The organism is Pelagicoccus enzymogenes (genome assembly GCF_014803405.1).
GTDB classification, from domain to species: Bacteria; Verrucomicrobiota; Verrucomicrobiia; order Opitutales; family Opitutaceae; genus Pelagicoccus; species Pelagicoccus enzymogenes.
This window is the reverse complement of sequence record NZ_JACYFG010000057.1, coordinates 1-22,149: the sequence shown is the minus strand read 5'-3', so window position 1 is coordinate 22,149 and position 22,149 is coordinate 1. Positions and strand designations below refer to the sequence as shown.

Below are 22,149 nucleotides of genomic sequence, written 5' to 3'. Positions count from 1 at the left end.
CGCAAGCTATGTCCGCGACCCCGAACGAAAATACCCCTGAACAATTCGAGAAATTGAACGTATCCGCGCCGGCTGACAAAGCGGGAGGCGCGGGAGCCGTTTACCATGCCATGCGCCACGCAGTGGGAAAGGCTGGGGTGGCTCGGGCCAAGGCTGCCTTGACCAAGCTGAACCAGAAAAGCGGATTCGATTGTCCCAGTTGCGCCTGGCCAGATCCGGACGGGCATCGCAGCGCTTTCGAGTTTTGCGAGAACGGAGCAAAGGCGGTGGCGAGCGAGACGACAGCAAGTCGCATCGACGCGGCGTTCTTCGCCCGCCATTCGGTATCGGAACTCGCGGATCGGAGTGATCATTGGCACGATCAGCAAGGTCGCTTGACGGAGCCTATGGTTTTGCGGGAGGGGCGCTCTCACTACGAGCCCATCTCGTGGGAGGGGGCATTCGAGTTAGTTGCCGACGAGCTGAAGAAGCTGTCGAGCCCGAATGACGCCGTATTCTACACCTCTGGACGGGCCAGCAACGAAGCGGCTTTCTTGTATCAGCTGTTCGTGCGGGCCTTTGGTACCAACAACTTGCCGGACTGCTCCAATATGTGCCACGAATCCAGCGGTCTCGCCTTGAAGCAGTCAATTGGCGTGGGCAAGGGAACGGTGACGCTTGAAGACTTGCGCGAGGCGGAACTTATTTTGGTCATCGGCCAAAACCCGGGCACCAATCATCCGCGCATGTTGTCGACCTTGCAGCAGGCCAAAGAGAAGGGGGCTCGAATTGTATCTATTAATCCGTTACGAGAGGCTGGTCTCGTTGCTTTCAGTCATCCGCAGCGCGTCACTCAGGTGCTAGGGGGAAAGACGCCATTGGCGGACACTTTCGTGAAGATTCGTACCAATGGAGACCAGGCTTTGTTTCAGGCGATAGGGAAGCGTTTGTTCGAAATGGAGGCCTCGGGACGGAGCGTGCTGGATTGCGATTTCGTTAATGAATACACGGCTGGTTTGGGCGCTTATCGCGATTCGCTTAAAGCGAAGTCGTGGGAAAGCTTGCTGGACGCTTGTGGGCTGGAGCGGTCGGTGATCAACGAGCTCGCTGCAGCGTTTGCTTCGAAAAAGCGTATCATCTCTTGCTGGGCGATGGGGCTAACGCAACATCGGAACGCGGTCGCCACCATCCGCGACCTGACCAACCTCCATTTGTTGCGAGGAGCGATCGGAATCAAAGGAGCCGGTATGTGCCCGGTACGTGGGCACAGCAACGTGCAGGGAGATCGTACCATGGGAATCTACGAGCACATGCCGGAGTGGTTCTACAAGGCGCTCGATAAGGAGTTTGGCATAGAGTGTCCGAGAGCAGTTGGCTTAAACGCTGTGCAAGCGATTCGCTACATGAAGCAGACGTCAGGGTGCGTCTTTTTCGCTTTAGGTGGCAATTTTTTGTCTGCGACTCCAGATACTGAATACACCGCCCAGAGCTTGCGAAACTGTAGCTTGACGGTTCACGTGTCTACGAAACTCAATCGTTCTCACCTCATAACGGGAAAGAAAGCTCTCATCTTGCCGTGCTTGGGGCGTTCCGAAAAGGACGAGCAAAAAAGCGGGGCCCAGTGGGTGAGCGTTGAAAATTCCATGGGAATCGTGCACTCCTCTTCAGGGCAAATCCCGCCCGCGTCGCCGCAGCTCAAGAGCGAAGTGGCGATCGTCTGCGGCTTGGCTCGCAAGGTTTTGGCTGATCGGAACATTTCCATAGGCTGGAGCGAATTCGAGTCGGACTACGCATCGATTCGTTCGGCAATCGAGCGGGTGGTGCCGGGCTTTGAAAACTACAACCTGCGGGCAAGGCAGCCAGGTGGCTACTATTTACCGAATCCGGTTAAGGAGCGTCGTTTCGAGACGGATACGGGAAAGGCGAACTTCTCCGTCGCCCCGCTCGACATCGAGCGAGCTGAGAAAGGCCGCTTGCTTTTGATGACGATTCGAAGCCATGACCAGTTCAACACTACGGTCTATGGCTTGAACGATCGTTATCGCGGAGTAAAAGGGGAGCGCCGCATCGTGTTTGCGAATCCGGAGGACATGAAGCGCTTAGAATTGTCGGGCGACGATATTGTAGATGTGGTCTCTTTCTTCAACGGGAAGCAGCGGGTCTCTCGCATGTATCGATTGGTTCCCTACGACATACCTGAAGGCTGTGTGGCGATGTATTTTCCGGAAGCGAACACCTTGGTGCCGATCGACCACATTGCGACCGGAAGCGAGACGCCAGCTTCGAAGTCGGTACAGGTTGAAATCAGGAAACGTTGAGCCGAGGTAAGGCTTCGGAAGGAGGCGTCAGGTTCTTTCCCGAGATCGGCCCGCGAGGGAAGCTCGCGAGCCCCCCTGATGTTTGCAGGTGGCTGAGTCTTTGGTTCGGAGAGGAATAAACCGTTGCCCCTTTTTGTTTTGATGGTTTGCTTCTTAAGGCGTTCCTCCTGACTTATGCCTTGGACCCCAGAAACCCTCTCCCCTTTGCCCCGTCGAAACGGATTTCGGATGCGTGGCGAAGCGATGACACGACTCGAGGTGTTTTCCGACGCCGCTTTCGCTTTCGCCTTGACGACACTTGTGGTGTCGGTGGGCAGCATTCCGGGGGACTTGCCCGAGCTGATAGAAGCCTTGAAGCGAGTGCCGGCCTTTGCCTTGAGTTTCGCTCAGATAGGCCTGTTTTGGTTGGCCCACCGCGGCTGGAGTCGACGTTATGGCTTAGAAGATGGGTGGACGACGGGACTCACTTTGGGCATGATTTTTACCATACTGGTTTACGTTTTTCCGCTTCGTCTGATGTTCTCTACCTTTCTCTCCTGGGCGAGCGGAGGTTGGCTGCCAACCGATTTTATAGCCGAAAGCGCCTGGGAGGTGCAGGCCCTGTTGGGAATCTATGGAATTGGCTTTTTCGTTTTGGCGGGTGTGTTGGCGTCCCTGTTTTACCGGGCGTTGAGGTGTTCAGAACAGTTGTTGCTCGATGAAGAAGAGGTGCTCATTACAAAGAGCGGCATTGGCGCCTGGCTTTCGCAAAGCGTGATCGGATTGGTATCCGCTCTGTGGGCACTGCTGCTTCCTGCGAAGCTTGGGGTAATGGCAGGGTTCATCTACTTTCTAATTCCTTTTGCTATGATCCTGAACGGCAAGTATTTCAGCCGCAGGCTAAGGAACTTGAAAAACGAACTGGAAAAGGCGCATGAGGAATAGGCTAGCTATCGTCCTATTGGCAGCAACCGTTCTAATTTGCGGCGGTGAAACGAGGTCGTTGAGCGCTGGCATTCTCGATGGCTTGTGGAATGCGAAATGGATTGGCGCGGAGGATCGTTCGAATCACGAGTATGGAGTCTATCACTACAGGAAAGGGTTCGAACTTTCGAGCGTTCCGGAAAGCTTTATCGTTCATGTCTCAGGGGATTGCCGCTATAAGTTGTATGTGAATGGATCTCTGGTTTCTGAAGGGCCGGCTGCAGGAGACTTTTTTCATTGGAACTTTGAAACCGTGGACTTGGCTCCTCATTTGAAAAAGGGCGCGAACCAGATAGCATCCCTTGTTTGGAACGAGGGTGAAAGGCGCCCCGAATTTCAAATTTCGTTTCGCACGGGATTCATCCTGCAAGGGGATGGCGAAGCGGAAAGTGTCATCAACACCAATAGCAGCTGGAAAGCGATACGCTCGCAGGCGCATCGCCCGGTTTGGGGCATTGGGCACAGCGGGTATTATGTGGCAGGACCGGGCGAGGAGTTGGACTTCAGGCTATACCCTAGCGGTTGGAAAAGCCCGAGTTTCGACGACTCGCAGTGGGGTTCGGCCGTCGAGTTGAAAGTCGGCTGGCCAACGGGCGGAAAGCCCAAGGGGGTGCGTCTCGGTTCTGAGTGGAATTTGGTCCCGAGGCAGATTCCCCAGCTGGAGCTGCGACCGCAACGCTTTCATTCGGTACGAAAATCCGAGGGAGCTACGGTAGAGGGTGAATGGATCCAGGGAGCAGGAAGCGTAAGCGTGGCTCCGCATAGCAGAGCCACTATCCTGGTAGACAACGCGACGCTTACCAATGCGTATCCAGTTCTTGAATTCAGCAAAGGATCCCATGCCAAGATAGAGCTCGTTTACGCGGAATCGCTTTTTGAGGAGATTCCGCAATGGGATTCACCGCTGAAAGGGAATCGGAACGAGGTAGAGGACAAGGTGATCGCGGGGCGGAGGGATCGCTTGCTTTCTAGCGGCGAGGTGGGGCAACGCTTCGAGCCCCTGAGCTGGCGCACGTTTCGCTATGTCAGCATTGAGGTTGAAACAGGAGCCGAAGCATTGGTGATAGATGATTTCCATAGCGTTTTTGTGGGCTATCCCTTCGAGTTAAAGTCCAGCTTCGTGACAGAAGATGCTTCGCTCGCCGAGATGCTGGAAATTGGCTGGCGGACGGCCCGCTTGTGTGCGGTGGAGACGTATATGGATTGTCCCTACTATGAGCAGCTACAGTATATTGGGGATACGCGTATCCAGGCTTTGGTGTCGCTCTATAATTCCGGCGACGATCGGTTGTTGAAGAACGCCCTCGATTTGATGGACCAGTCGCGTATTGCGGAAGGCGTAACCATGAGTCGCCACCCCAGTCACACTCCGCAAATCATCTCGACGTTTTCGCTGTGGTATATCGGTATGTTGCACGACTACTGGATGTATGGAGCCGACGAGCCGTTCGTGCGCGAAAAACTTGATGGCGTTCGCTCAGTTCTGGCTTTCTTCGAGAACTTTCAAGGCGAGGATGGTCGCTTGGCGAAGGTTCCGTATTGGAAATTTACGGATTGGGTGAATGACGGCAACGGTTGGGATTCCGGGGAGCCGCCTTTGGGCGGCGATGGAGAGTCAGCTATTTTGGACCTGACGCTCTTATGGGCCTTGCAACTAGCTACTGAATTGGAGGAAACCTTGGGATTGCCGGTCTTCGCTCAGCGCTACGATGACGCTGCGAAGCTACTGCAGGATTCGATACGCCGTCACTACTACGACCCCGAGCGTAACATCGTTTTCGATACAGCTGATCATTCGCAGCTTTCTCAGCATGCCAATGCCCTTGCGATTCTCACGGAGGTGCTTGACGGCCAAGAGTCACGGGCTCTGGCTCCGGTCTTGCAGAAAGGCGAGGGGATGGCTCATGCGACTATCTACTTTAAATACTACCTTCACTTGGCTTTGGCGAAGGCAGGTTTCGGAAACGATTACCTCACTTGGTTGGACAAGTGGCGGGAAAATATGGAACTTGGGCTCACGACTTGGGCGGAGAAATCGGAGGTAGAGAGCAGTCGCTCGGACTGTCACGCATGGGGATCCAGTCCGAATATCGAGTTTTTTCGCATTGTTCTAGGAATTGACAGTGCCGCTCCTGGCTGGCAGCGCGTGCGCATCGAGCCACACCTTGGCGAGCTTCAAGAGGCGAGCGGATCGATTCCTCATCCGGCGGGAACGCTCTCGGTGAGCTACCGGCTCGAGGAAGGCGCTTTGGATGTGGAGATCGATTTGCCTTCGGGCGTGACAGGAGAATTCGTCTGGGAGGGAGCGGCCTATCCCTTGGCAGCTGGCGTTAACGAATTGCGGCTTTAAGCGCTTTGGCGAGGATGGTTGCGTAGGACTCGGCGTCGAGGTCGAGGTCCAAGTCTTGGCTAAATTCGAATTCGATTCCGATGTAGTTATTATTTGGATAACGCCTGCGGAGAGCGGTTGTATGTCCGTCGTCCTTGCCCAAATAAGGTTCGTTGGATCGAATGTTCAGTTCTGGCAGGACCATTCTGAGGAAGGTCGCCAGTTTCTTGCCGAAGGCCTTCTCAGCGGGGCGATCGTCATCGTAGAGGATTCCCAGGTCGACCTCACGTCTCTGGCCTTTAAAGGTCTTGGTAAAGGAGTGAATGGAGAGGTGAACCACTGTGTAGCCATCGTGGTGAGCTGATTCGATGCTCTGAAGCGCAGCGGCTCGGAAGGGCTCAAAGATCTCGGCAATGAGTTTCGCTTTTTCTGTTTCGCAAAGCCCGAAAACGGGTGGTGAGAACTGGCTGGAGTTTCCGATGGATCGGTTGAGGTCGATGAGGAGTCGCGTGTAGTTTCCGAGCTGGAGCGGGCAGTCGAGTCTGCGAGCAAGTTCTTCGGCGATCGCTTTAGTACCGGGATCGTAGACCTGGTGCAGCTCGCATGCGGACGCGTATTCTTGGAGAACGCTTTGGTGCTTAGCGGGAATTTCTGGGGAAGCGTGTTCCGCAGTGACGATGAAACGGTAGGATGCGCTCATCCATTTGCCTTAGTTTGTAAATGCTTCGGTGTTAGCGAGACAATTGCTCAGATGTTCGACCGTATCTTTTAGCTGTTCTTGCGTCGGGGTCTTGCCCACGCGGGCTAGGATTCGTTCCGCAAGGCTGCCTTCTTGCAAAATGTAGCCGAGCGCTTCGGTACGCTTTGCGACTCGTGGATGGTTCTTGAGCGCGTCCACGATTTTTGCCCAAAGCTCTCCTACGGAGGTTTCATTGGATTTGAGGCCGAAGAGTTCCGCGAGGTCCCTCAGGAGCAAGTCCGCTTCATAGCCGTCTCGGGCGATAGCCATGAGCTGTTCCTTCCGCTCTTTGGGCGTGTAGCGAGTGGCAAAATCTTTCAGCGTCTCGATATCGAGGGCGCAAAGGCTTTCGAGGAGTGCGATTATCAAACTGCAAATCCCGATGTCTTGGGTCGGGTTTTCTTGCGTATCCAAAAGTCGGATTTCTATCGCGTTACGGTCGAAGCGAGCGATCGCTCCGCGGGAATTCAGCCACTCGTGCTGCAGAATTCCATCCGGATCGTAAGGGGCGATAGCTTTGTAGGTTTTCTGCAAGATTTCGGTCTGGTAGTCCTTGAAGCTGAAAATGGGCTCGGGGATGATGTTGCCGGCGATTTCTGGAACCTTGATTTGATTGTTTTTGTAGACGTCGATGCGTGTATCCAAGAAACCACGATATTCGCCCTCGATGATGGGGCTGCTCGCAGAGAGCGCTGGCAAGTAAGGGAGAATGAGAATGATAGCTGCGTGAAGGCGCGCGAATTCCTCTTCGTTTGCGAAAGGCAAGTTGATGTGGCAGCTCTGCAGGTTGAACCACCCGTGGCTGCTGCAGCCGAAGATGCGGTCGTAGGCATCGTAGATCGTGCGGTCACCTTCGCTCCAGGTCTTTCCTTCGACGCTTGGGTCCATAAACGGGTGGATGCCTCCCGGCGCCAGCTTCGCGTTGAACGGAGCGAGTCGCTCGTTCATTTCCGTGATGGCGTCATGGAAGTCCCTTTCCAGCTTTTCCAAGTCTGAAGTGGGAACGGCAGTCTTGAACTCCAGCACATGGGTGGCGAGTTCGTTGGATACGTCGATGGTTCCCAGCGAAATCTCCTGAGTGGTATTGCCGTCTTCGTCCAGAAGTATCGACTCCGCGATGGGGCGAGGTCGTAGCGTGTCGCAATCGACGATCATGTATTCCAGCTCGATGCCGAAGGCCTCAAAGAGTGAGAGCGTTTTCATTGATGTTGTTTTGGGATGGGTTTGCTTCGGGCCTTAGCGGGCGTGTTTGGATTCGAGGCGTTTAAGGAAAGTGTTCATGACCGCGAGATACAGTTCCTCGCCTATAAGTTCGTCTTCCACGCCGGCGTCGATACTCGGGTTGTCGTTCACTTCGATTACCAGAGCGGTGTCTCCGTGCTGCTTGAGATCGACTCCGTAGAAGCCGTTGCCGATGAGAGCGGCGGCCTTGAGGGCAGTGTCGAGTACGCAGGCAGGAACGTTGGCGATGGGAACGCCATTGCTGTCGCCGCACCAGTCGTCGCCTTTGACGGCGTGGTTGTAGATTTGCCAGTGTCCTTTGCTCATGTAGTAGCGGCAGGCGTAAAGCGGAGTGCCGTCGATGATGCCGATGCGCCAGTCGAATTCGGTGGGCACGAACTCTTGGGCGATGAGAATGCTGGAAGTTTGCAGCAGCTTTTTGCAGAGGGTGTGGAATTCCACATCGGATCGCACCTTGTGTACGCCGATGGAAAAGGATCCGTCGGGAATCTTTACCACGATGGGGTAGTGGAACTGCTCGGCAAGTTCGCCCACGTTACGCCGGGTGACAAGCGTCGAGTTAGGTGTAGGTATATTGTGGGTACGAAGGAGTTCCGCCAGAAATACCTTGTTGCAGCAGCGGCGAATGGATTCGGGATCGTCGATGACTACCATGCCGGAGCGGTCCGCCTTGAGGGCGAAGCGCATGGTATGGTTGTCTAGCCGAGTGGTCTCGCGGATGAAGAGCGCGTCGAACTCCATGAGCCGCGGCAGGTCGCGGGGGGTGATGATTTCCGCGCGCATGTCCAGTTGGTTTGCCGCCTTGCAAAACGCCTCGAGGGCCCCTTTGTCGGAAGGGGCGTTGGCTTCTTGTTCGTTGGCGAGGATCGCAATCTCGTAGCGGTAGGTCTTGTTGGATTGGTCGCGTCTCCATCGCTTGTGGAACAGGTTGTTGAGTTCTGTCTCGATGAATTCGTGGTGTTCGTCGGGAACTTGGTGCAGGCCTAGTTGCGTAATCTCGTGCAGCTTCCATTTCCCTTCGCGCTTGTGGAACTCGTAGCGGGCCAGCGGGCAGGGAAAGATCGAGTAGAGGCGCTTGGCGAGCTTGTCGTAGCTCTTCGCCAGGTTCTTGCCGAAATAGACGCTGAGAGTGAATTCGTGGGTGGCGAGGCGTTTGAATGAGCTTTGGATCAGCTCGTCGTGTTCGCGTATGGCGTCTCGGATGAGGACCTTGCTTTCGATTTGGTGGAGCGTTTTCGCTTCAGGAAGGCAGCGGTGGCTGCGGGCGTCGGCAAGCAGGGAAACGTAGTAGCTGGTGGAAAGCGACTTCTTGTGGGAGCACAGGTTAATGACCTTGATACGCTTCTTATCCGCGTATTCGGAGGACAAGTACTCGCTGGAGGTTATGAGTGGCAGCTCTTCAAATCGCTTGGGGATTTTTGAGAGCGAGTCGACGACGATGCGAAAGCTAGAGTCTTGGGAGTTCATTTTCACTTTTTGTCGATGAGAAGGAGGTTTGCGTCGTAGGTGACGATGCCGAGCATGACGGAGTTGATGAGTCGCTGAGGATCGATCGCGTAGATCAGCGACTCTGAGAGTGGGTTTTTTTGGTATGGGTCGGCAACCAAGATTTGTTTGTTGGCGTGGTCGTATTCGAAAAGCGTAACGAAGTGTCCTTCGACGTCACCGTTAACGTCGTCTTCTTTCCCGTTCTTCTTAAGGCGAGAACTGCGGTAGAGGTGCGTCGAGTTGAGTCCAGCGATGACGGGGTTGCCTTTGGCCAGCAGCATGGCAAGCAAGGCGGAGTCGAGCTCGTCGAAGCGAATTTCGCCTCCTTGCTCCAAGAATTCGATATAGGCGGAGAGATTGGTCCGGGCTCGTTTGCTGCTGCTGTGTTCGCGGCGCTTAGCCAGCTTCGGGGCAATTTCTTCGGCTTCCAGCTCCGCCCAAGTCGGGTCGAACACGCGTAGGTTGTAGCTGTAGATGGTGGCTTGGTACCCGCGTTTGAGGGCGTGGTTGGCGAGCATGACGGAGTAGGTGCCGCCATCTGGGTTTTCCGGAATGTCGGAGATGATGCTCTCGAGGGGATACACGTCCTCGAAATGTTGATACACGGCTTGCAGGCAAGTCGGGCCGCAGCTGGTTTCGGTAGGTTGCGCCTGCATTTTAAGTTCTCGGCGCATGGGATTCGGTTTCATTGCTTAGGCCTCCTCGAAGGGGATGCCTTGATTTGCGGTTTAGTTTTACTTCTCGCGACTCTGGTAGCGAGTCACAATTTTAGAGTCGGGAGTGAGCGACACCTTGAGTTCGCCTTTGCGGTGGTAGTCGCATTGGGAGAGGACGTAGCGGATGGCTTCCATGCGGGCGGTCGCCTTGTCGTTTCCGTCGATGATGATCCAAGGCGACTTTTCGCTATGGGTGCTCTCAAACATCTTTTCCTTGTAGTGGGTGAAGTCGTTCCACTTTTCCTGGGCGAGGGCGTCGATGGTGCTGAGTTTCCATTGGTAGAGTATGTCGGAGCTGCGGCGTTCGATGCGTTGGGATTGGGCCTCGCGGTTGATGGAGAACCAGAGCTTTATCAATTGGATGCCGTCGTCGATCAGCATGTTCTCGACGGTGAGCACCTGGCTTTTGAAACGTTCGTACTGCTGGGCAGTGCAGAAGTTCATGACGGGTTCCACCACGGCGCGGTTGTACCAGCTGCGGTCGAAAAATACGATCTCTCCTGCGTTGGGAAGGTGCCTCAGGTAGCGCTGGAAGAACCACTGCTTCGTTTCGATCTCGCTCGGTTTTGCGAGGGCGATGATTTTCAGGAAACGTGGGTTGAGGTGTTCGGAAAAACGACGAATAGCGCCGCCTTTCCCAGCGGTGTCGCGGCCTTCGAAGATGACGAGCAAACGACGGCCTTCGCTTTGGACCGACTGCTGCAGGAGCACGAGTTCCCGTTGGAGGTTTCTTAACTCCAGGAGGTAAGCTTCGTTCGTTTCGGTGCTCATGGCACGATCGGGAAGGCTCACGACTCGTTCACTTCGACCACGTCGAGGTTGGTGGCGAGATCGGACTGGGCCTGCTTGTAGGGATCGGACTTGTCTTTGTTGAGGCTTCTCTCGTAGCGCTTGATTTGGCTTTCCGAGAGTTTGGCGATGTGGCAGACGGGCTCGCCCGGCTTGACTGCTGGCATGGTGGCCATGCCGATCGCGATGCCGTGGGTCGGGCTGGTAATGATATTTTGCTCCTCGCCGAGAATGCTGTAGTTCGTGGCGATCGCCTCGCCCTCGCGTACGAAGGCGCCCGGGCTGATGTGGAACTTTAGGATTCCGCCCACGGTGGCCCGCAGCCACAGGGTTTTGCGGATGGTGGCTTGGAAGGGGGGAGGCGAGGGCTGGCCGTCCTGCATGCCCAGGTGGACGAGCACGTTGCGAATTCCTTGTACCCCGATTTGCAATACGCTGGGCTCGATCTTCCACGGTTCGCCCGCTTCCAGGATGATGGTGGGCGTGCCGGCGCGGGCGCTTTCGCGACGAAAAGAGCCGAGCGGACCTTTTCCGTCGATGACGAGGGCGCAGCCGAAAGCGGAAGCCAGCTTGCGAATGTTTGGGCTGCTTAAGTCGGCCCGCACGTTCGGGTAGTTGGTACGTTGGAAGGCGGCGGAGTGCAGGTCTATCCCGTAGTCGCACTTCTTAGCGATTTCGTTCATCAGCTTGTAGGCGATGCGGCCCGCCATGCTGCCGTTTTGCGAGCCGGGGAAGGAGCGGTTTAGGTCGCGCCGGTCGGGAAGGTAGCGCTGGTTGTTCTCGAAGCCGAGCACGTTCACCACCGGGACGAGAATCAAGGTGCCGCACTTCAGTTCGCAGGACTGGCCGAAGAGGAAGTCGTGAATAATGCCGGTGCCGTTGATTTCGTCGCCATGGATGGCGGCCGTGACGAAGACGCGAGGTCCCGCCTTTTTCGAGCGGATAACCCGCACTGGCATGCGAATGGTGTCGCCGGTATAGGTTTCGGACAGATTGAGCCCGATGTCTTTAGTCTCGCCGGCTCGGATGGTGACGCCGCCGATTTTCAGTGCGCTGTTTCTGGCTTTTGGCATTTAGGAATTCGGGTCTGCCGGCTTGGTGGCCTTCTTGGTGAGGGAGCTCTTTTTCTTGCGCCGCTTGCTCTTGGCGAAGGCGGGCAAGAGCCCTTGCAACGCGGCGCGGAAGCCGTAGCAAAGGAGATGGTCGCCCGCCTCGATGATGCGGGTTCCCTTGGGGTTGGCGATGTGGTCTTGTCCGCGGACGAGACGCATCACCACGATGTCGCGCTCGCGCAGCCCCGATTCCCGGATGGTCTTGCCCACGAACTCGGAGTTGGGCTCGACCGCGAACTCGGTGACGGAGTAGCCGCGGGTCAAGGCCAGGCGCTCACGCACGTCGATGTTTCCGAAGCGAATCTGTTCCTCCATGAACTGGATGATCTCCCCGGCGATGTCGACGCCGGTGGCGCCTTCGATGCCTTCGAGTCCGGGCGAGGAATTGACTTCCATGATGACGGGGCCGTCGGCGCCTTCGAGCATGTCGACGCCGGCGACGCTTAGGTTGAGAATCTGGGCGGCCTTGACGGCAGTGCGTTCGTATTCGGGATCGAGGGTGACGGACTGGGTATTTCCTCCGCGGTGGACGTTGGAGCGAAACTCTTGTCCGGCTGCGGTACGACGCATGGCGGCGACCACGCGGTCGCCCACGACGAAGGCGCGAATGTCGCGGCCTTTCGACTCGGCCACGAATTTTTGCACGAGCACGTTCTGCTTAACCGCGCTGAGGGTTTCGATGATCGCTTCGGCGACCTTGTTGGTCTCGGCGAGGATGACGCCGATGCCTTGGGTGCCTTGTAGGAGCTTGATGACGACAGGAGCCCCGCCCATGGCTTGGATGGCCTTGAGCACGTCGGTGGGATTGCGCACGAAGGCGGTTTCGGCGATGCCGACGTTATGGCTGGAGAGCTCCTGCATGGAGGCGAGCTTGTCGCGGGATGCGAGAATGGCGTCGGCTGTATTCAAACAGTAGGTACCCATCTGCTCGAACTGCCGCACGACGGATGAGCCGAAGAAGGTAAGGGAAGTTCCGATACGCGGAATGATGGCGTCGTAGCTGCTCAACGGTTTGCCGCCGAAGGTGAGGTCGGGTTGTCCGGCCTCGATGTAGAGGGCGAACTTCATGGTATCGAGCACCTTGACTTTATGGCCGCGTTTTTCGGCGGCCTCGCGTAGCCTGCGAGTGCTGTAGAGGCGAGGGCCTCGGGAAAGGATGGCGATCTTTAATGGGTCCATGGTGAGGTGGGTTGGAGCGTGTTTCTAAGTTAGCTCTAGCGTTTGCGGACTTTTGGCTTTCGATTGGGTCGGGTCACGAACGACTTGGAGCAATCGACCAGGAAGTCGCCGCTCAAGGCGAGTCGCCCGAGCAGCATGCGACACTGCATGTGCTTGCGGTTGCTGAGGCTGAGCTCGATCTTTTTTTCAGTTTCGCCGACCCGTACCCGCGTGGCAACGAAGTAGCGCTCATGTTGCTGTCCATTGCTGGAGCGCACGTGCGTTTGATGCTCGATGTCGGCGATGACGGTTTTTTTCAGTTGTCCGGTGCGTCGATCCGCGGCGACCTCGAATTGGACGCGGTTTCCCGGGAGTTCGACGATGTTCTCAACGTCGATGGCGGAGCGGCGGGCGCCGGTATCTGTTTTGGCAGTGATGTCTGAAATCCCCCAATCTGGGAGGTCGATAGACTCTTTCCAACCGATGAGGGTTGGGTGGCTATGTGACATTTTCGATGTGCGACGGAAGTAGGATAAGCACTCGCAGGGCGTTCTCTTGCTCGTAGGTGGCAACGCCGCGATTTACGGGCTGAGACATCGACTCTTTTTCGCAAAGTGCAAGCGCTAAAGTTGGGTTTTCGGAAGAATTCGGTGGCTGGGTTTTCTATGCGGCGGAGTGGGTTGGATCCGTACGCAGTTCGCTGATCAGGAATACGGGCGTGGACGCGTTTTGACAGTCGCGTTTCGCATCGTCTGCGTTGGGCCAGTGTCCTGTTACGGGTTGAATGGCGTATGCGACGTAGCGCTGTGGCCAGGAGGCGAAAACCCTCGCTTTCGAAGTCCTGTCCGCAGCTTTAGCGAAGGCGAAAGCGAGCGGCCGCAGAGGATCGTCCCTTAGGAGAGGCGCTTGCGCCGCACCACGCTGCAGGATCATGCCGCCGCGGCGTGTCGCGAGCGACAGACCTACAGTTATATATCGGATCCTGCGGCGTGGATCTCGGCTAAAGCGCGGCGCTGCCTTTGGTGCATCACACGTCATTAGTTTACATTGCTTGGTTCGTCGAGGTAAGGCTGGCAAAGCGTCTCGTCGGCGTCCTCGAGTTCGTTCGACCAGCGTTGGGGACTGTACAGAGTGAGGAGGTGGCCCGGGCGGCCTCCGACTTGTTGGGGGCTCGGTTCGCTCTGGACGTGCCAAACGATATGCTCTGCTTCGGGAAAGGCGGCCTTTGCGATCGGGTCCTCGAAGAGGCGGTTAAGGATGGCGTCGTCTGGCAGGGCGGCGGCCATGCAGCGGACGAGAAAGGCTTCGGGCTTAGCTGAGGCCAAGATTTGCGAAAGGTACGCTTGGGAGGGGGCGTCCGTGGGGTGTAGAGAGATCTGGATACGGTTGACTTGGGGTTTAGGGGCGCTGTCGAAGGCGAGGTTGAAGAGTCGCTGGATATTGAAGATGGGCTCGTGCAGGGCGAGATCCGGGTATTCCTCCCAGAGCGGTTCCTTCTGGATGTCCTCGGCGATGTTTTGCTTTTTGCCCTTGGCGAGCTTGTCTGCGAAAACGAATTCGAGCAGGGCCCGGGCGGCTTCGTCGATTTCCAGGTCTTGCAGGGCCATGACCGCATAGTCCCGGAGTTGCTCGGAGTCGACGCTTTCGGCGTCGGAGAACTCCAAGTGCCGGAGCAGGGCGCGGCACTCCGTTTCGGGCCAGGTGCTCGGGATTTCATCCACGGTTTCGAAGCTTACGACTTTGAGTAGAAATTTGTGTGTCATTGAAAGATTGGGACAAACTGGGTCAGTATTATTCTCAATTAAAAGCTGGGTTCTGTATCCACTGTGCTGAGACGGGGACGGGGCGCTGGGGCTGGGCCGGACTGGTAAGGCACGTCCTCGATAAAGCAGGATATGCTCAATGGCGTGAACTGTCAAAAGTTCAGCCCGCTTCCAGCAAGGGGGAAAGGAGGGTGGCGATACCGAGAAAGGACATGAAGCCGGCGATGTCGGTCACGGTCGTGAGGACAATGGAGGAGGATTGGGCGGGATCCATTCCGAAGCGTTTGAGCAGGATCGGCACTACGGCTCCGGAGACTCCGGCGATGGTCATGGACACGATCATCGCGAGGGCCATCACGAGCGCGAGCCCGAAGCTGCGGCTCCAGAGGTAGATCCCGGCGGAGCAGGTGATGGCGATTCCCAAGCCGTTGAGCAGGCCGGCTCCGCATTCTTTGAGCATGACCCGCAGCCAGTGTCGCATGGAAATCTCGCGCAAGGTGAGGCCGCGCATGGTGACGGCGAGGGCCTGGGCGCCGGCGTTGCCCGATTGGCCGGCGGCGATAGGAAGGAGGATGGCGAGGGCCGTGTACTTGGTAATGATGCCTTCGAAGGCTCCCACGACTGCGGCGGCGAGGAAGGCGGTAAGGAGGTTGATCTGCAGCCACGGGTGGCGGCGCTTGACGGCGAAGACGGAGCTGGAGAGGGCTCGTTCGTCCTTGCTGGCGCCCACCATGGTCTGCATGTCCGAGGCGAGGTTTTCGCGCAGGGCGTCAATGAGGTTTTGGCCTTCGATCACGCCGAGGATGCGGTTATCCATATCGACGACCGGGATGGCGTCGACTCGGTGCTTCTCCATTTTCGCGACTACGTCTTCGCGGGGATCGAGGCTTTGCACGACGGCCTTTACTGGGCTGGACAGGGATGCAAGCGTTTCGTGACCGTCGGCCAAGGCGATGCGTTGGATATCGACGGAGCCGACCAGGCGCAAGTTGTCGTCGAGCAAGAGCAAGTGGTGGAGGCTGGACACCTTGCGACGCTTGATCTGGCTGATGGCGGCGTCGACGGTGACGCTCTGATTGAAAGCGACGACATGCGGTTGCATGATGCGGCCCGCGGAATCCTCCGGGTACTCCAGCAGCGAGGCGTACTCCTTGGCTATCCCTTTGTCCATGCGGGCGAGCAGCGCTTCGCGCCTTTCTTGGGGGCAACGGCTGAGCAGAGCGGAGCCGCTGCGGATGTCGATCGTCTTGAGCAGTTCGGTGGCGACCGCTTCGGGAAGCTGCTTCAGCAGGTTGTCCGCGGCTCCGGGGTTGAGGCGTTCGAAGACGCGGGCGAGCACGTGCGCCGGCTGTTCCTCGAGGACGTCGAGCGCTTCGCTGGACCGCATGGCTTCGATGCGGCGTGCGGCGTCGGTGGTGAAGTTGAGGAGGTAGTCCCGGTTGAGCTTGTAGATGGGGTCCTCTTTGATCTCGGTGGCTGGGGCAGTGTTCATGGGCTGCGGGTGTCTGAGTCGATCATGTGAGCCATTCCGGAAAGCGTGGACAGGAGGCTGTGTAGGTAGTCGGAAAGGTTGTTGCCGATGCCCGACTCCAGGTCTCGCGAACGGGCCATCTTGGCGAGATGCCGCAGGCCGCGTCGCAAGTCGACGTGCCGTAGCGATCCGTTGTATCGGTTGTTGGGTCCCACGATGGGCATGACATCGTAGCTGTCCCAATCGGGATGTTCGGCAGCTTGCTCGAGCCGGGTCCTGCCATTGAGGGCGCGGCAGTCCAGCTTGAGGGCTGGAAGGATGTCTTGTTCCGGCTTTAGGGCGAGCGCATCGGAAATGTGGATACGCCCGACAAGGTGGCGGTCCCTGTCGATGGCGAAGAGGTGGTCCGCCTTTTGGCTGCCCTCCATCGTTTCGATGATGGACTGGGCTTGGGCTCCTTTTCCGTCGCTTGGCAGTACCGGGGCGTCGGGGATCATCCAGCTTCCGACCGCGTTTTGGCTGTAGCCGAGCAGGGCTCCGGAGGCGCGGCGCTTGCGGCTGGGGAGTTCCGTCTGGAGTTTCTGTCGAAGTTCGGGAGGGAGGTAGCGAAAGATGGCTGCGATGGTCACGGGCTCGAGCAGCGAGAGCAGGCTTACCGCCGCGTCCACGGGCATGAGCCGGCAGGCGCGTGCGGCGACGTGGGGAAGCATGTGGGCGACGACGAGGACCGCGAAGGGGGCCGGGGTTTCGGCCAGGAAGCTGGCGATTTCGGACGGTGGGGCGAGCTCGAGGGTGCGGGCCGCCGACTTGGGATGGTCCTTGAGGTAGGCAAGGGCGAGGGTCGCTTTCCGTTTACTCATCTTGGCTGGCTGCGGATTTGGCCTGGAAGCCTTCCGAGGTTACGAGGGTCGCCTGTTCGTCGAAGAATTTTGCGGGCACTACCAGCTTGCCCTCCGCAGTGTCGAGGATGATGGCGGTGCGGGTCACCTCCACGATTTCGCCTTTCCGTTCGCCGATGACGACTTGGTCTCCGATTTGGCAATGTTGGTTGAGGTGCCGGGCGCCGAGGGTGTTGGCGACAAGGGTTTGTCCGCCCAGGGCGAAGGCGAGGGCGGCGCCGGCGAGCAGGATGCCGCTGGTGACGACTACGATGTTGGTGAGGAAGTGTACGTTGAGGCCCATCTGCTCGGCTCCGATGATGACGGTGGCGAAAATGATGACGGTCTGTACGAGGCGCGGAAGGGCGGCGGCGCGAGGGATGGAGGAGCGGGCGGCGGCTCCGGAAATCGCGGAGCGGGCTGCATTGCTGATGAGGTATCCAGCGAGGATGATGAGCAGTCCCGTGACGAGACTGGGGAGAAATCCGACGATGCTATCCAGCCAAATGGAAAACATGCTCCAGCCCAGCAGGTTGGCGCTGGCCGCGACGAAGAAGATGAGCACGGACCAAAAGACGAGGCCACTGATGATGAGGGAGTAGGACTCCTTGATCCGTTTGCGTTCTTCGCCGTCGCCCTTCGCTACTTTGCGGAAGACGGAATTGAGTCCCTGCACGAGCTTGCGAGTAAGCAGCCGCAGGACGTAGGCAATCGCCCATCCGCAGAGGAAGAGGGCGAGGGCGCCGAGCAGCTGGGGAAGGTAGTCGAGAAGTTGTTGGGAAACTTCGTCGTAGGTTTGGTCGACAGCGTTTCGCCAGTCGAAGGCTTGTTTGGTGGAGTCCGGCATGGCAGGGGCGGGAAGGTTTCTGGGGCGAGAGGCGAGGGGCGCGGTTTGCTTGACCTTGGAAGCGTAGAGGGGAGGTGCGGGAAGTGCGGGGCGTTGCCCGATGCCCATCCGGCCGGCGCGAGCTTCGCTGTAGGATTCTCTGCCTTGCCGGGCGGGCGGGGCAAAAGCTCGCTAGCGATTCGCTACCGACTTCTTGGCGAGGTGAAGGATCAGCTTGCCCTCCATGTAGTACTCCACGTAGTTGCCGCTAGTCGTGACCCAGTCCGTGTATTCGCCCGGAGCCTTGCCTTGGTTGGCGGGGGAGACGAGCTCGAACTCGCCGTTGAACCACTTGCGGTAGCCGGACTTGAGAGCGGAGGAATTCTTGAGGATGATTTCCTTTTCCTTGAAGTCAGGATTGAGCAGCAGGTAGATGCGCCCGTTTTCCTCGACCTTGACGTCTTGCACGATGTTGGCGTCGCGGGTGAGGGCGACGTAGGGGCCGAATTCCGTCTTGTTGGCGTCTTGTCCGTGCGCTGCGGCGCAGAGGGCGAGGGCGAAGAAGGCGAAAAGTGAGCGAAGGAAGGCTGCGTTGAAGTGCTTCATATAGATGGTCTACGATGGATTTTAAAAAAGGGAAAACTTAGCGGCGGACCATATGCAAAAAGTCGGGAAGCGCAAATCGCTAATTGCGCTGGATTTTTCAAAAATGAGGACTAGTTTGTAGCTAAATTTTCAATACGTACGAATTATGAAACCGCCTAAAAGCTCCATCGTGGTGCGAAACTGGACGATGGAGGACATTCCGGGGATCATGGACTGCCACGAGGCAGCTTACCCGGACTACTCTCCCGAAGAGGTTTTTGACGAACGCCTGCACGAGCTGCAGATGACAGCCTTTCCCGAGGGACAGTTCCTCGCCGAAGCGGACGGCAAGGTGGTCGGCTACGCCACGTCTCTCATCGTGCAGCTGGACGACTTGGGCGAAAAGCACGTCTACTCCTACTCTGAAATCACCGGGGGCTACACCTTCAGCACGCACGAGCCGAGTGGAGACACCCTCTACGGGGCGGACATCGCGGTACGGCCGGACTACCGGGGCAGGCGAATCGCCAGCTTGCTCTACGAGAAACGCAAGGAGTTGCTCAGCCGTTACAACCTGCGCCGCATGGTCGCCTACGGCCGAATTCCCCAGTACAGCGAGTTCGCGGGGCGCATGACGCCGGAGGAGTTCGTGGAGAAGGTCACGGCGGGCGAGCTGAAGGACTATGCCCTCTTGGCCCATTTGCGGGCGGGCTACAAAGTGAAGCGCCTCCTGTTCGACTTCATGGCGGACGAGTCGAGCATGAATTACTCGACCTATTTGGAGATGCCGAATCCGACCTTCGATCCGGCTCGCCGCATGATCGCGGCCGCCCCGCTCAAACGCCCCGTGCGCAGCATTCGCGTTTGCGCGGCGCAGTGGGAGATGCGGCGAATCCATCGCTGGGAAGAGTTCGAGGCGACGGTCAAGTTCTTTGTTTCCACGGCGAGCAGTTACCACTGCCACTTTCTCGTTTTGCCGGAACTGTTCACAGCCCAGCTGTTTTGCCTGATGCCGCAGGACTGGGAACCCAAGGTGGCTATTCGCGAGCTCGCCAAGATGAAGGACCGCTACCTCGAGTTGCTCAAAGGCCTGGCCAAGGAAAACGGCTTGTACATCGTAGGCGGCTCGATTCCCGTGGTGAACGAAGATGCTTCCCTCAAAAACGTAGGCTTCCTCTTCGGTCCGGATGGTCAGGTCGATTTCCAGGAGAAGCTTCACATCACCCCGACGGATGCGAACGAATGGGGGATGACACCGGGAGACTGTCTCAAGATTTTCGATACGTCGATGGCTCGCGTGGCCATCCAGCTCTCGTACGACGTCGAATTTCCCGAGGCGTCGCGCTTGCTGGCTCTAGCAGGCGCCGAAGTCATTTTCGTGCCCTACAGCACGGATGAGAAGAAAGCGTACAATAGAGTGCGCTTTTGCGCCCAAGCCCGAGCCACGGAAAACTATGTTTACGTCGTGATGGCAGGGAACGTGGGCAACTTGCCGACCTACGAAAACTATCTGATCAACTACGGTCAAGCGGCTGTCTTCACGCCGAGCGACTTTGCCTTTCCCGTGGACGCCATCGCTGGCGAGGCCGATCCCAACGCGGAGACGGTGGTCATTTGCGACCTTGACCTGAATACCTTGGCCATGCAGCGCGACGTGGGTACGGTACGCCCCCTCGGCGCCCGGCGCGAAGACCTATACCGCTTAAGACCGCAGAAGCGAATCAAGCGAGTCCGCTTCTCGTGAGGGACTCGGCGTGGACAGGCCGCAGCTACGGTCCGCTACGTCTCGGTACCGAGCTGCGAAAGAGTAAGCGAACAACAAACGTACATAGCGTATCCGACTGATAAAGACTTGGACCGCGGCTTGTTCAAGCATGGGCCAATGCGAATCTACGGTTCGAAGGTCCCTTTATTGATGGGCATTCTTTTCTTCAGTAGTGGTATCGCATTTGCAGGAACGCGATTCCTTCGTCTGTGACCTTATAGACTATCCTGTGCTCTTCTGTGATTCTTCGAGACCAGCATCCTGACAGGTTATGCCTCAGAGCTTCGGGTTTGCCGATTCCTTCAAAGGGGCTTCTCTGAATGTCCTTGATGAGCTGGTGGATTCTTTTCGTGATTCGCTTGTCGGTCTTTTGCCAGTAGGCGTAGTCCTCCCAAGCTTCCGGGGTGAAAATCAGATTCATGCCTCGAGATCGATCTCCTTCACTTCTGCTTTTCCTTTCTCGAGGTTTTCTATGGCCGAAATCAGTCTTTTTGCGTTCGCTGGGCTTCTGAGCAGATAGGCGGTTTCCTCAAGGGCTTCGTAGTCCTCTAGGGAGATCATGACGACCGACTGGTTCCTCTTGCGAGTGATGATGACCGGATCTCGATCGTTGCAGACTCGATCGATGGTTGATGCGAGATTCTCTCTCGCGGCAGTGTAGGTGATTGCTTTCATATGGACAGGAAAGTGTCCAGAATGACGCGAAAGTCAATTTTCGATTCTTCGCCCACGTGGAGTCCTCACGCGAAGGGGGCGGAGCCCCTGGAGTTGTGAGCGAGGACTTGATATGCCTCATGTTATGAGATTTTGAGTGATGTTATTTGCTATATTATACATATTCTTGGGAAGGATGTAATCCCGGATTTTCAACATTTTATGTGTAAAACGAAAAGCAGTTACAGAGAGCTAGTTATCGAAACCTTTGGTAAGTTTATCACCAAGAACGTAACCCAAGCACATACCAGCTAGTAGTCCTATCGAAAGTGCTGGAACGCCCAGGATGCTGTCTCCGAAGACAGTGTTGGCTGCGGCACCAAAAGCCACGCCGAAACAAGCTCCTAATGAGGCTGCTTGAATTTTTTTAGATTTCTCTGATTTCATTTTATCTTACTTATTTTAGATTTATAATGCGTGAAGGCATTGATCCTATCAGGTAAATGTTACCAATAGGTTACCGAATTCAATTCTTCGCATATCGCCAAAGACTCACGACGTAGGGCACGCAGCGTCCGGAGTTGTGAGCTCTGCCTGGTTCGAACATATTGTATTCGTACTCATGTTTGAATTGTGCGGATTACGAGTACGTCCCCATTCGGGCTCACGTAAACTATGTTTCCTTTTAATCGTTCCCTAAACGGACTGAAAGCTTCGATTAGGGATTCAATTTTTTCAGGGTTGTTTTTGTAAATGGTCCTAATGGACTTCTCAATCACGTCCAGATATACGTGTGATGCTAGTTTTAGATGCTCTTCAATCGATTCTTTTAAGTCTGCTTTATGCATCTCATCCTTAGTGTGCTCAAAGAACTCGACATGGAAGTCTTCTAAGGAGATCCGAACTGGAACAAAGGCTCTATTCGGGAACCCTTCTTCCTCGAAGAAATCTACACTATGAGCCCCCAGTTGATTTCTGATACGCCTGATTTGAAGACTTTCTAAGTCTTCTCTCATTTTGGAATAATTTGGATGCTGAAAGAACTTCGCCAAGCTAAGCAGGGCATTTTGCTGCAGGTATACCGCGTTGAGTAGGCCATAAAGTCTCAAATACTTTTCTCCCAACTCGTCATACTTAGTTGGGCCGCTAATGCCAAATTTTAGGAAGTTCTGAATGGCAGCGTTTGAATCCTCCAGAATGTCTTCTGAGGCGAGAATGTAGTTCCAATCACTTTCGTCGTTTAATTTTAGGCACGATCTTACGTGCTTCTTAAAGTCGTTCGTTTCCTTCTTGAAAATCTTCTCGCGAGTGAGATTAACGAACATGTCGTTGATCTTACACAAAAGCTCTGCCCAATCTAAATTCATTCTTCGA

The 22,149-nt window shown here is 56.4% G+C and carries 21 protein-coding genes; 4 read left to right on the top strand and 17 right to left on the bottom strand.

The window, feature by feature from the left end:
* Positions 1–8: 8 nt before the first annotated feature.
* From IEN85_RS22415 to IEN85_RS22405, 3 genes are all read left to right on the top strand, one after another.
* Entirely contained in the window at positions 9–2,297 is a 2,289-nt protein-coding gene (locus IEN85_RS22415; RefSeq protein WP_191619351.1) for an FdhF/YdeP family oxidoreductase, read from the top strand.
* A gap of 174 nt (positions 2,298–2,471) precedes the next feature.
* Positions 2,472–3,221 (top strand): TMEM175 family protein, encoded by a 750-nt coding sequence (locus IEN85_RS22410; RefSeq protein ID WP_191619350.1) that lies wholly within the window; start codon positions 2,472–2,474, stop codon positions 3,219–3,221.
* Positions 3,211–5,610: an alpha-L-rhamnosidase-related protein gene (locus IEN85_RS22405; protein ID WP_191619349.1), complete on the top strand. Its 2,400-nt coding sequence runs from the start codon at positions 3,211–3,213 to the stop codon at positions 5,608–5,610. Before IEN85_RS22410 ends, IEN85_RS22405 begins: the two co-directional genes overlap by 11 nt.
* Here the strand turns inward: IEN85_RS22405 and IEN85_RS22400 are convergent.
* The 13 genes from IEN85_RS22400 to IEN85_RS22340 all read right to left on the bottom strand — a co-directional run bounded on the left by IEN85_RS22400 (position 5,591) and on the right by IEN85_RS22340 (position 18,377).
* On the bottom strand, positions 5,591–6,289 hold the full coding sequence (locus tag IEN85_RS22400; protein ID WP_191619348.1) for an N-formylglutamate amidohydrolase: 699 nt from the start codon (positions 6,287–6,289) through the stop codon (positions 5,591–5,593). The two genes, IEN85_RS22405 and IEN85_RS22400, sit on opposite strands and share 20 nt — an antisense overlap.
* Positions 6,290–6,298: 9 nt before the next feature.
* Positions 6,299–7,531 carry a carboxylate-amine ligase gene (locus IEN85_RS22395; RefSeq protein ID WP_191619347.1) on the bottom strand — a complete coding sequence of 411 codons (1,233 nt, stop codon included), beginning with the start codon at positions 7,529–7,531 and terminating at the stop codon, positions 6,299–6,301.
* A gap of 33 nt (positions 7,532–7,564) precedes the next feature.
* On the bottom strand, positions 7,565–9,037 hold the full coding sequence (locus IEN85_RS22390) for a RimK family protein (protein ID WP_191619346.1): 1,473 nt from the start codon (positions 9,035–9,037) through the stop codon (positions 7,565–7,567).
* A 2-nt stretch (positions 9,038–9,039) separates the two neighbouring features.
* On the bottom strand, positions 9,040–9,747 hold the full coding sequence (locus IEN85_RS22385) for a cysteine peptidase family C39 domain-containing protein (RefSeq protein WP_191619345.1): 708 nt from the start codon (positions 9,745–9,747) through the stop codon (positions 9,040–9,042).
* 45 nt (positions 9,748–9,792) lie between these two features.
* Entirely contained in the window at positions 9,793–10,545 is a 753-nt protein-coding gene (ppk2, locus tag IEN85_RS22380; protein WP_191619344.1) for a polyphosphate kinase 2, read from the bottom strand.
* Positions 10,546–10,562: 17 nt separating this feature from the next.
* Positions 10,563–11,636, bottom strand: coding sequence for a succinylglutamate desuccinylase/aspartoacylase family protein (locus IEN85_RS22375; protein WP_191619343.1), 1,074 nt, complete (start codon positions 11,634–11,636; stop codon positions 10,563–10,565).
* Entirely contained in the window at positions 11,637–12,854 is a 1,218-nt protein-coding gene (gene rimK, locus IEN85_RS22370) for a 30S ribosomal protein S6--L-glutamate ligase (protein ID WP_191619342.1), read from the bottom strand.
* A 35-nt stretch (positions 12,855–12,889) separates the two neighbouring features.
* Positions 12,890–13,342 carry an ATP-dependent zinc protease family protein gene (locus IEN85_RS22365; protein ID WP_191619341.1) on the bottom strand — a complete coding sequence of 151 codons (453 nt, stop codon included), beginning with the start codon at positions 13,340–13,342 and terminating at the stop codon, positions 12,890–12,892.
* Between the two features lie 528 nt (positions 13,343–13,870).
* The gene (locus tag IEN85_RS22360; RefSeq protein ID WP_191619340.1) at positions 13,871–14,596 is read right to left on the bottom strand and encodes a hypothetical protein; all 726 of its coding nucleotides are present in this window, start codon (positions 14,594–14,596) and stop codon (positions 13,871–13,873) included.
* 160 nt (positions 14,597–14,756) lie between these two features.
* The gene (mgtE, locus tag IEN85_RS22355; RefSeq protein WP_191619339.1) at positions 14,757–16,088 is read right to left on the bottom strand and encodes a magnesium transporter; all 1,332 of its coding nucleotides are present in this window, start codon (positions 16,086–16,088) and stop codon (positions 14,757–14,759) included.
* Complete coding sequence (locus tag IEN85_RS22350; protein WP_191619338.1) at positions 16,085–16,927, bottom strand: magnesium transporter MgtE N-terminal domain-containing protein; 843 nt, start codon at positions 16,925–16,927, stop codon at positions 16,085–16,087. Before IEN85_RS22350 ends, mgtE begins: the two co-directional genes overlap by 4 nt.
* Entirely contained in the window at positions 16,920–17,792 is an 873-nt protein-coding gene (locus IEN85_RS22345; protein ID WP_224772858.1) for a mechanosensitive ion channel family protein, read from the bottom strand. The genes IEN85_RS22350 and IEN85_RS22345 overlap by 8 nt, the downstream gene beginning before the upstream one ends.
* A 171-nt stretch (positions 17,793–17,963) precedes the next feature.
* A complete protein-coding gene (locus tag IEN85_RS22340) occupies positions 17,964–18,377 on the bottom strand; it encodes a hypothetical protein (protein ID WP_191619336.1) in 414 nt (137 codons plus the stop codon).
* A 145-nt stretch (positions 18,378–18,522) separates the two neighbouring features.
* Between IEN85_RS22340 and IEN85_RS22335 the strand changes: the two genes are divergently transcribed.
* A complete protein-coding gene (locus tag IEN85_RS22335; RefSeq protein WP_191619335.1) occupies positions 18,523–20,100 on the top strand; it encodes a bifunctional GNAT family N-acetyltransferase/carbon-nitrogen hydrolase family protein in 1,578 nt (525 codons plus the stop codon).
* A 187-nt stretch (positions 20,101–20,287) separates the two neighbouring features.
* On the opposite strand, the gene IEN85_RS22330 is transcribed toward IEN85_RS22335, so the two are convergent.
* The 4 genes from IEN85_RS22330 to IEN85_RS22315 form a co-directional block, all read right to left on the bottom strand.
* Positions 20,288–20,542, bottom strand: a complete 255-nt coding sequence (locus IEN85_RS22330; RefSeq protein WP_191619334.1) for a Txe/YoeB family addiction module toxin — start codon at positions 20,540–20,542, stop codon at positions 20,288–20,290.
* Positions 20,539–20,796, bottom strand: a complete 258-nt coding sequence (locus IEN85_RS22325; RefSeq protein ID WP_191619333.1) for a type II toxin-antitoxin system Phd/YefM family antitoxin — start codon at positions 20,794–20,796, stop codon at positions 20,539–20,541. Before IEN85_RS22325 ends, IEN85_RS22330 begins: the two co-directional genes overlap by 4 nt.
* A gap of 231 nt (positions 20,797–21,027) precedes the next feature.
* Complete coding sequence (locus tag IEN85_RS22320; RefSeq protein ID WP_191619332.1) at positions 21,028–21,222, bottom strand: hypothetical protein; 195 nt, start codon at positions 21,220–21,222, stop codon at positions 21,028–21,030.
* Between the two features lie 173 nt (positions 21,223–21,395).
* A partial coding sequence (locus IEN85_RS22315; RefSeq protein ID WP_224772856.1) for a hypothetical protein occupies positions 21,396–22,149 on the bottom strand: 754 nt, incomplete at its 5' end.

What these genes read in the sequence shown, in the direction of transcription:
- IEN85_RS22415 (WP_191619351.1), top strand. Translation starts at nt 9, where the DNA reads ATGTCCGCGACCCCGAACGAAAATACCCCTGAACAATTCGAGAAATTG.
- IEN85_RS22410 (WP_191619350.1), top strand. Translation starts at nt 2,472, where the DNA reads ATGCCTTGGACCCCAGAAACCCTCTCCCCTTTGCCCCGTCGAAACGGA.
- IEN85_RS22405 (WP_191619349.1), top strand. Translation starts at nt 3,211, where the DNA reads ATGAGGAATAGGCTAGCTATCGTCCTATTGGCAGCAACCGTTCTAATT.
- IEN85_RS22400 (WP_191619348.1), bottom strand. Translation starts at nt 6,289, where the DNA reads ATGAGCGCATCCTACCGTTTCATCGTCACTGCGGAACACGCTTCCCCA.
- IEN85_RS22395 (WP_191619347.1), bottom strand. Translation starts at nt 7,531, where the DNA reads ATGAAAACGCTCTCACTCTTTGAGGCCTTCGGCATCGAGCTGGAATAC.
- IEN85_RS22390 (WP_191619346.1), bottom strand. Translation starts at nt 9,037, where the DNA reads ATGAACTCCCAAGACTCTAGCTTTCGCATCGTCGTCGACTCGCTCTCA.
- IEN85_RS22385 (WP_191619345.1), bottom strand. Translation starts at nt 9,747, where the DNA reads ATGAAACCGAATCCCATGCGCCGAGAACTTAAAATGCAGGCGCAACCT.
- ppk2 (WP_191619344.1), bottom strand. Translation starts at nt 10,545, where the DNA reads ATGAGCACCGAAACGAACGAAGCTTACCTCCTGGAGTTAAGAAACCTC.
- IEN85_RS22375 (WP_191619343.1), bottom strand. Translation starts at nt 11,636, where the DNA reads ATGCCAAAAGCCAGAAACAGCGCACTGAAAATCGGCGGCGTCACCATC.
- rimK (WP_191619342.1), bottom strand. Translation starts at nt 12,854, where the DNA reads ATGGACCCATTAAAGATCGCCATCCTTTCCCGAGGCCCTCGCCTCTAC.
- IEN85_RS22365 (WP_191619341.1), bottom strand. Translation starts at nt 13,342, where the DNA reads ATGTCACATAGCCACCCAACCCTCATCGGTTGGAAAGAGTCTATCGAC.
- IEN85_RS22360 (WP_191619340.1), bottom strand. Translation starts at nt 14,596, where the DNA reads ATGACACACAAATTTCTACTCAAAGTCGTAAGCTTCGAAACCGTGGAT.
- mgtE (WP_191619339.1), bottom strand. Translation starts at nt 16,088, where the DNA reads ATGAACACTGCCCCAGCCACCGAGATCAAAGAGGACCCCATCTACAAG.
- IEN85_RS22350 (WP_191619338.1), bottom strand. Translation starts at nt 16,927, where the DNA reads ATGAGTAAACGGAAAGCGACCCTCGCCCTTGCCTACCTCAAGGACCAT.
- IEN85_RS22345 (WP_224772858.1), bottom strand. Translation starts at nt 17,792, where the DNA reads ATGCCGGACTCCACCAAACAAGCCTTCGACTGGCGAAACGCTGTCGAC.
- IEN85_RS22340 (WP_191619336.1), bottom strand. Translation starts at nt 18,377, where the DNA reads ATGAAGCACTTCAACGCAGCCTTCCTTCGCTCACTTTTCGCCTTCTTC.
- IEN85_RS22335 (WP_191619335.1), top strand. Translation starts at nt 18,523, where the DNA reads ATGAAACCGCCTAAAAGCTCCATCGTGGTGCGAAACTGGACGATGGAG.
- IEN85_RS22330 (WP_191619334.1), bottom strand. Translation starts at nt 20,542, where the DNA reads ATGAATCTGATTTTCACCCCGGAAGCTTGGGAGGACTACGCCTACTGG.
- IEN85_RS22325 (WP_191619333.1), bottom strand. Translation starts at nt 20,796, where the DNA reads ATGAAAGCAATCACCTACACTGCCGCGAGAGAGAATCTCGCATCAACC.
- IEN85_RS22320 (WP_191619332.1), bottom strand. Translation starts at nt 21,222, where the DNA reads ATGAAATCAGAGAAATCTAAAAAAATTCAAGCAGCCTCATTAGGAGCT.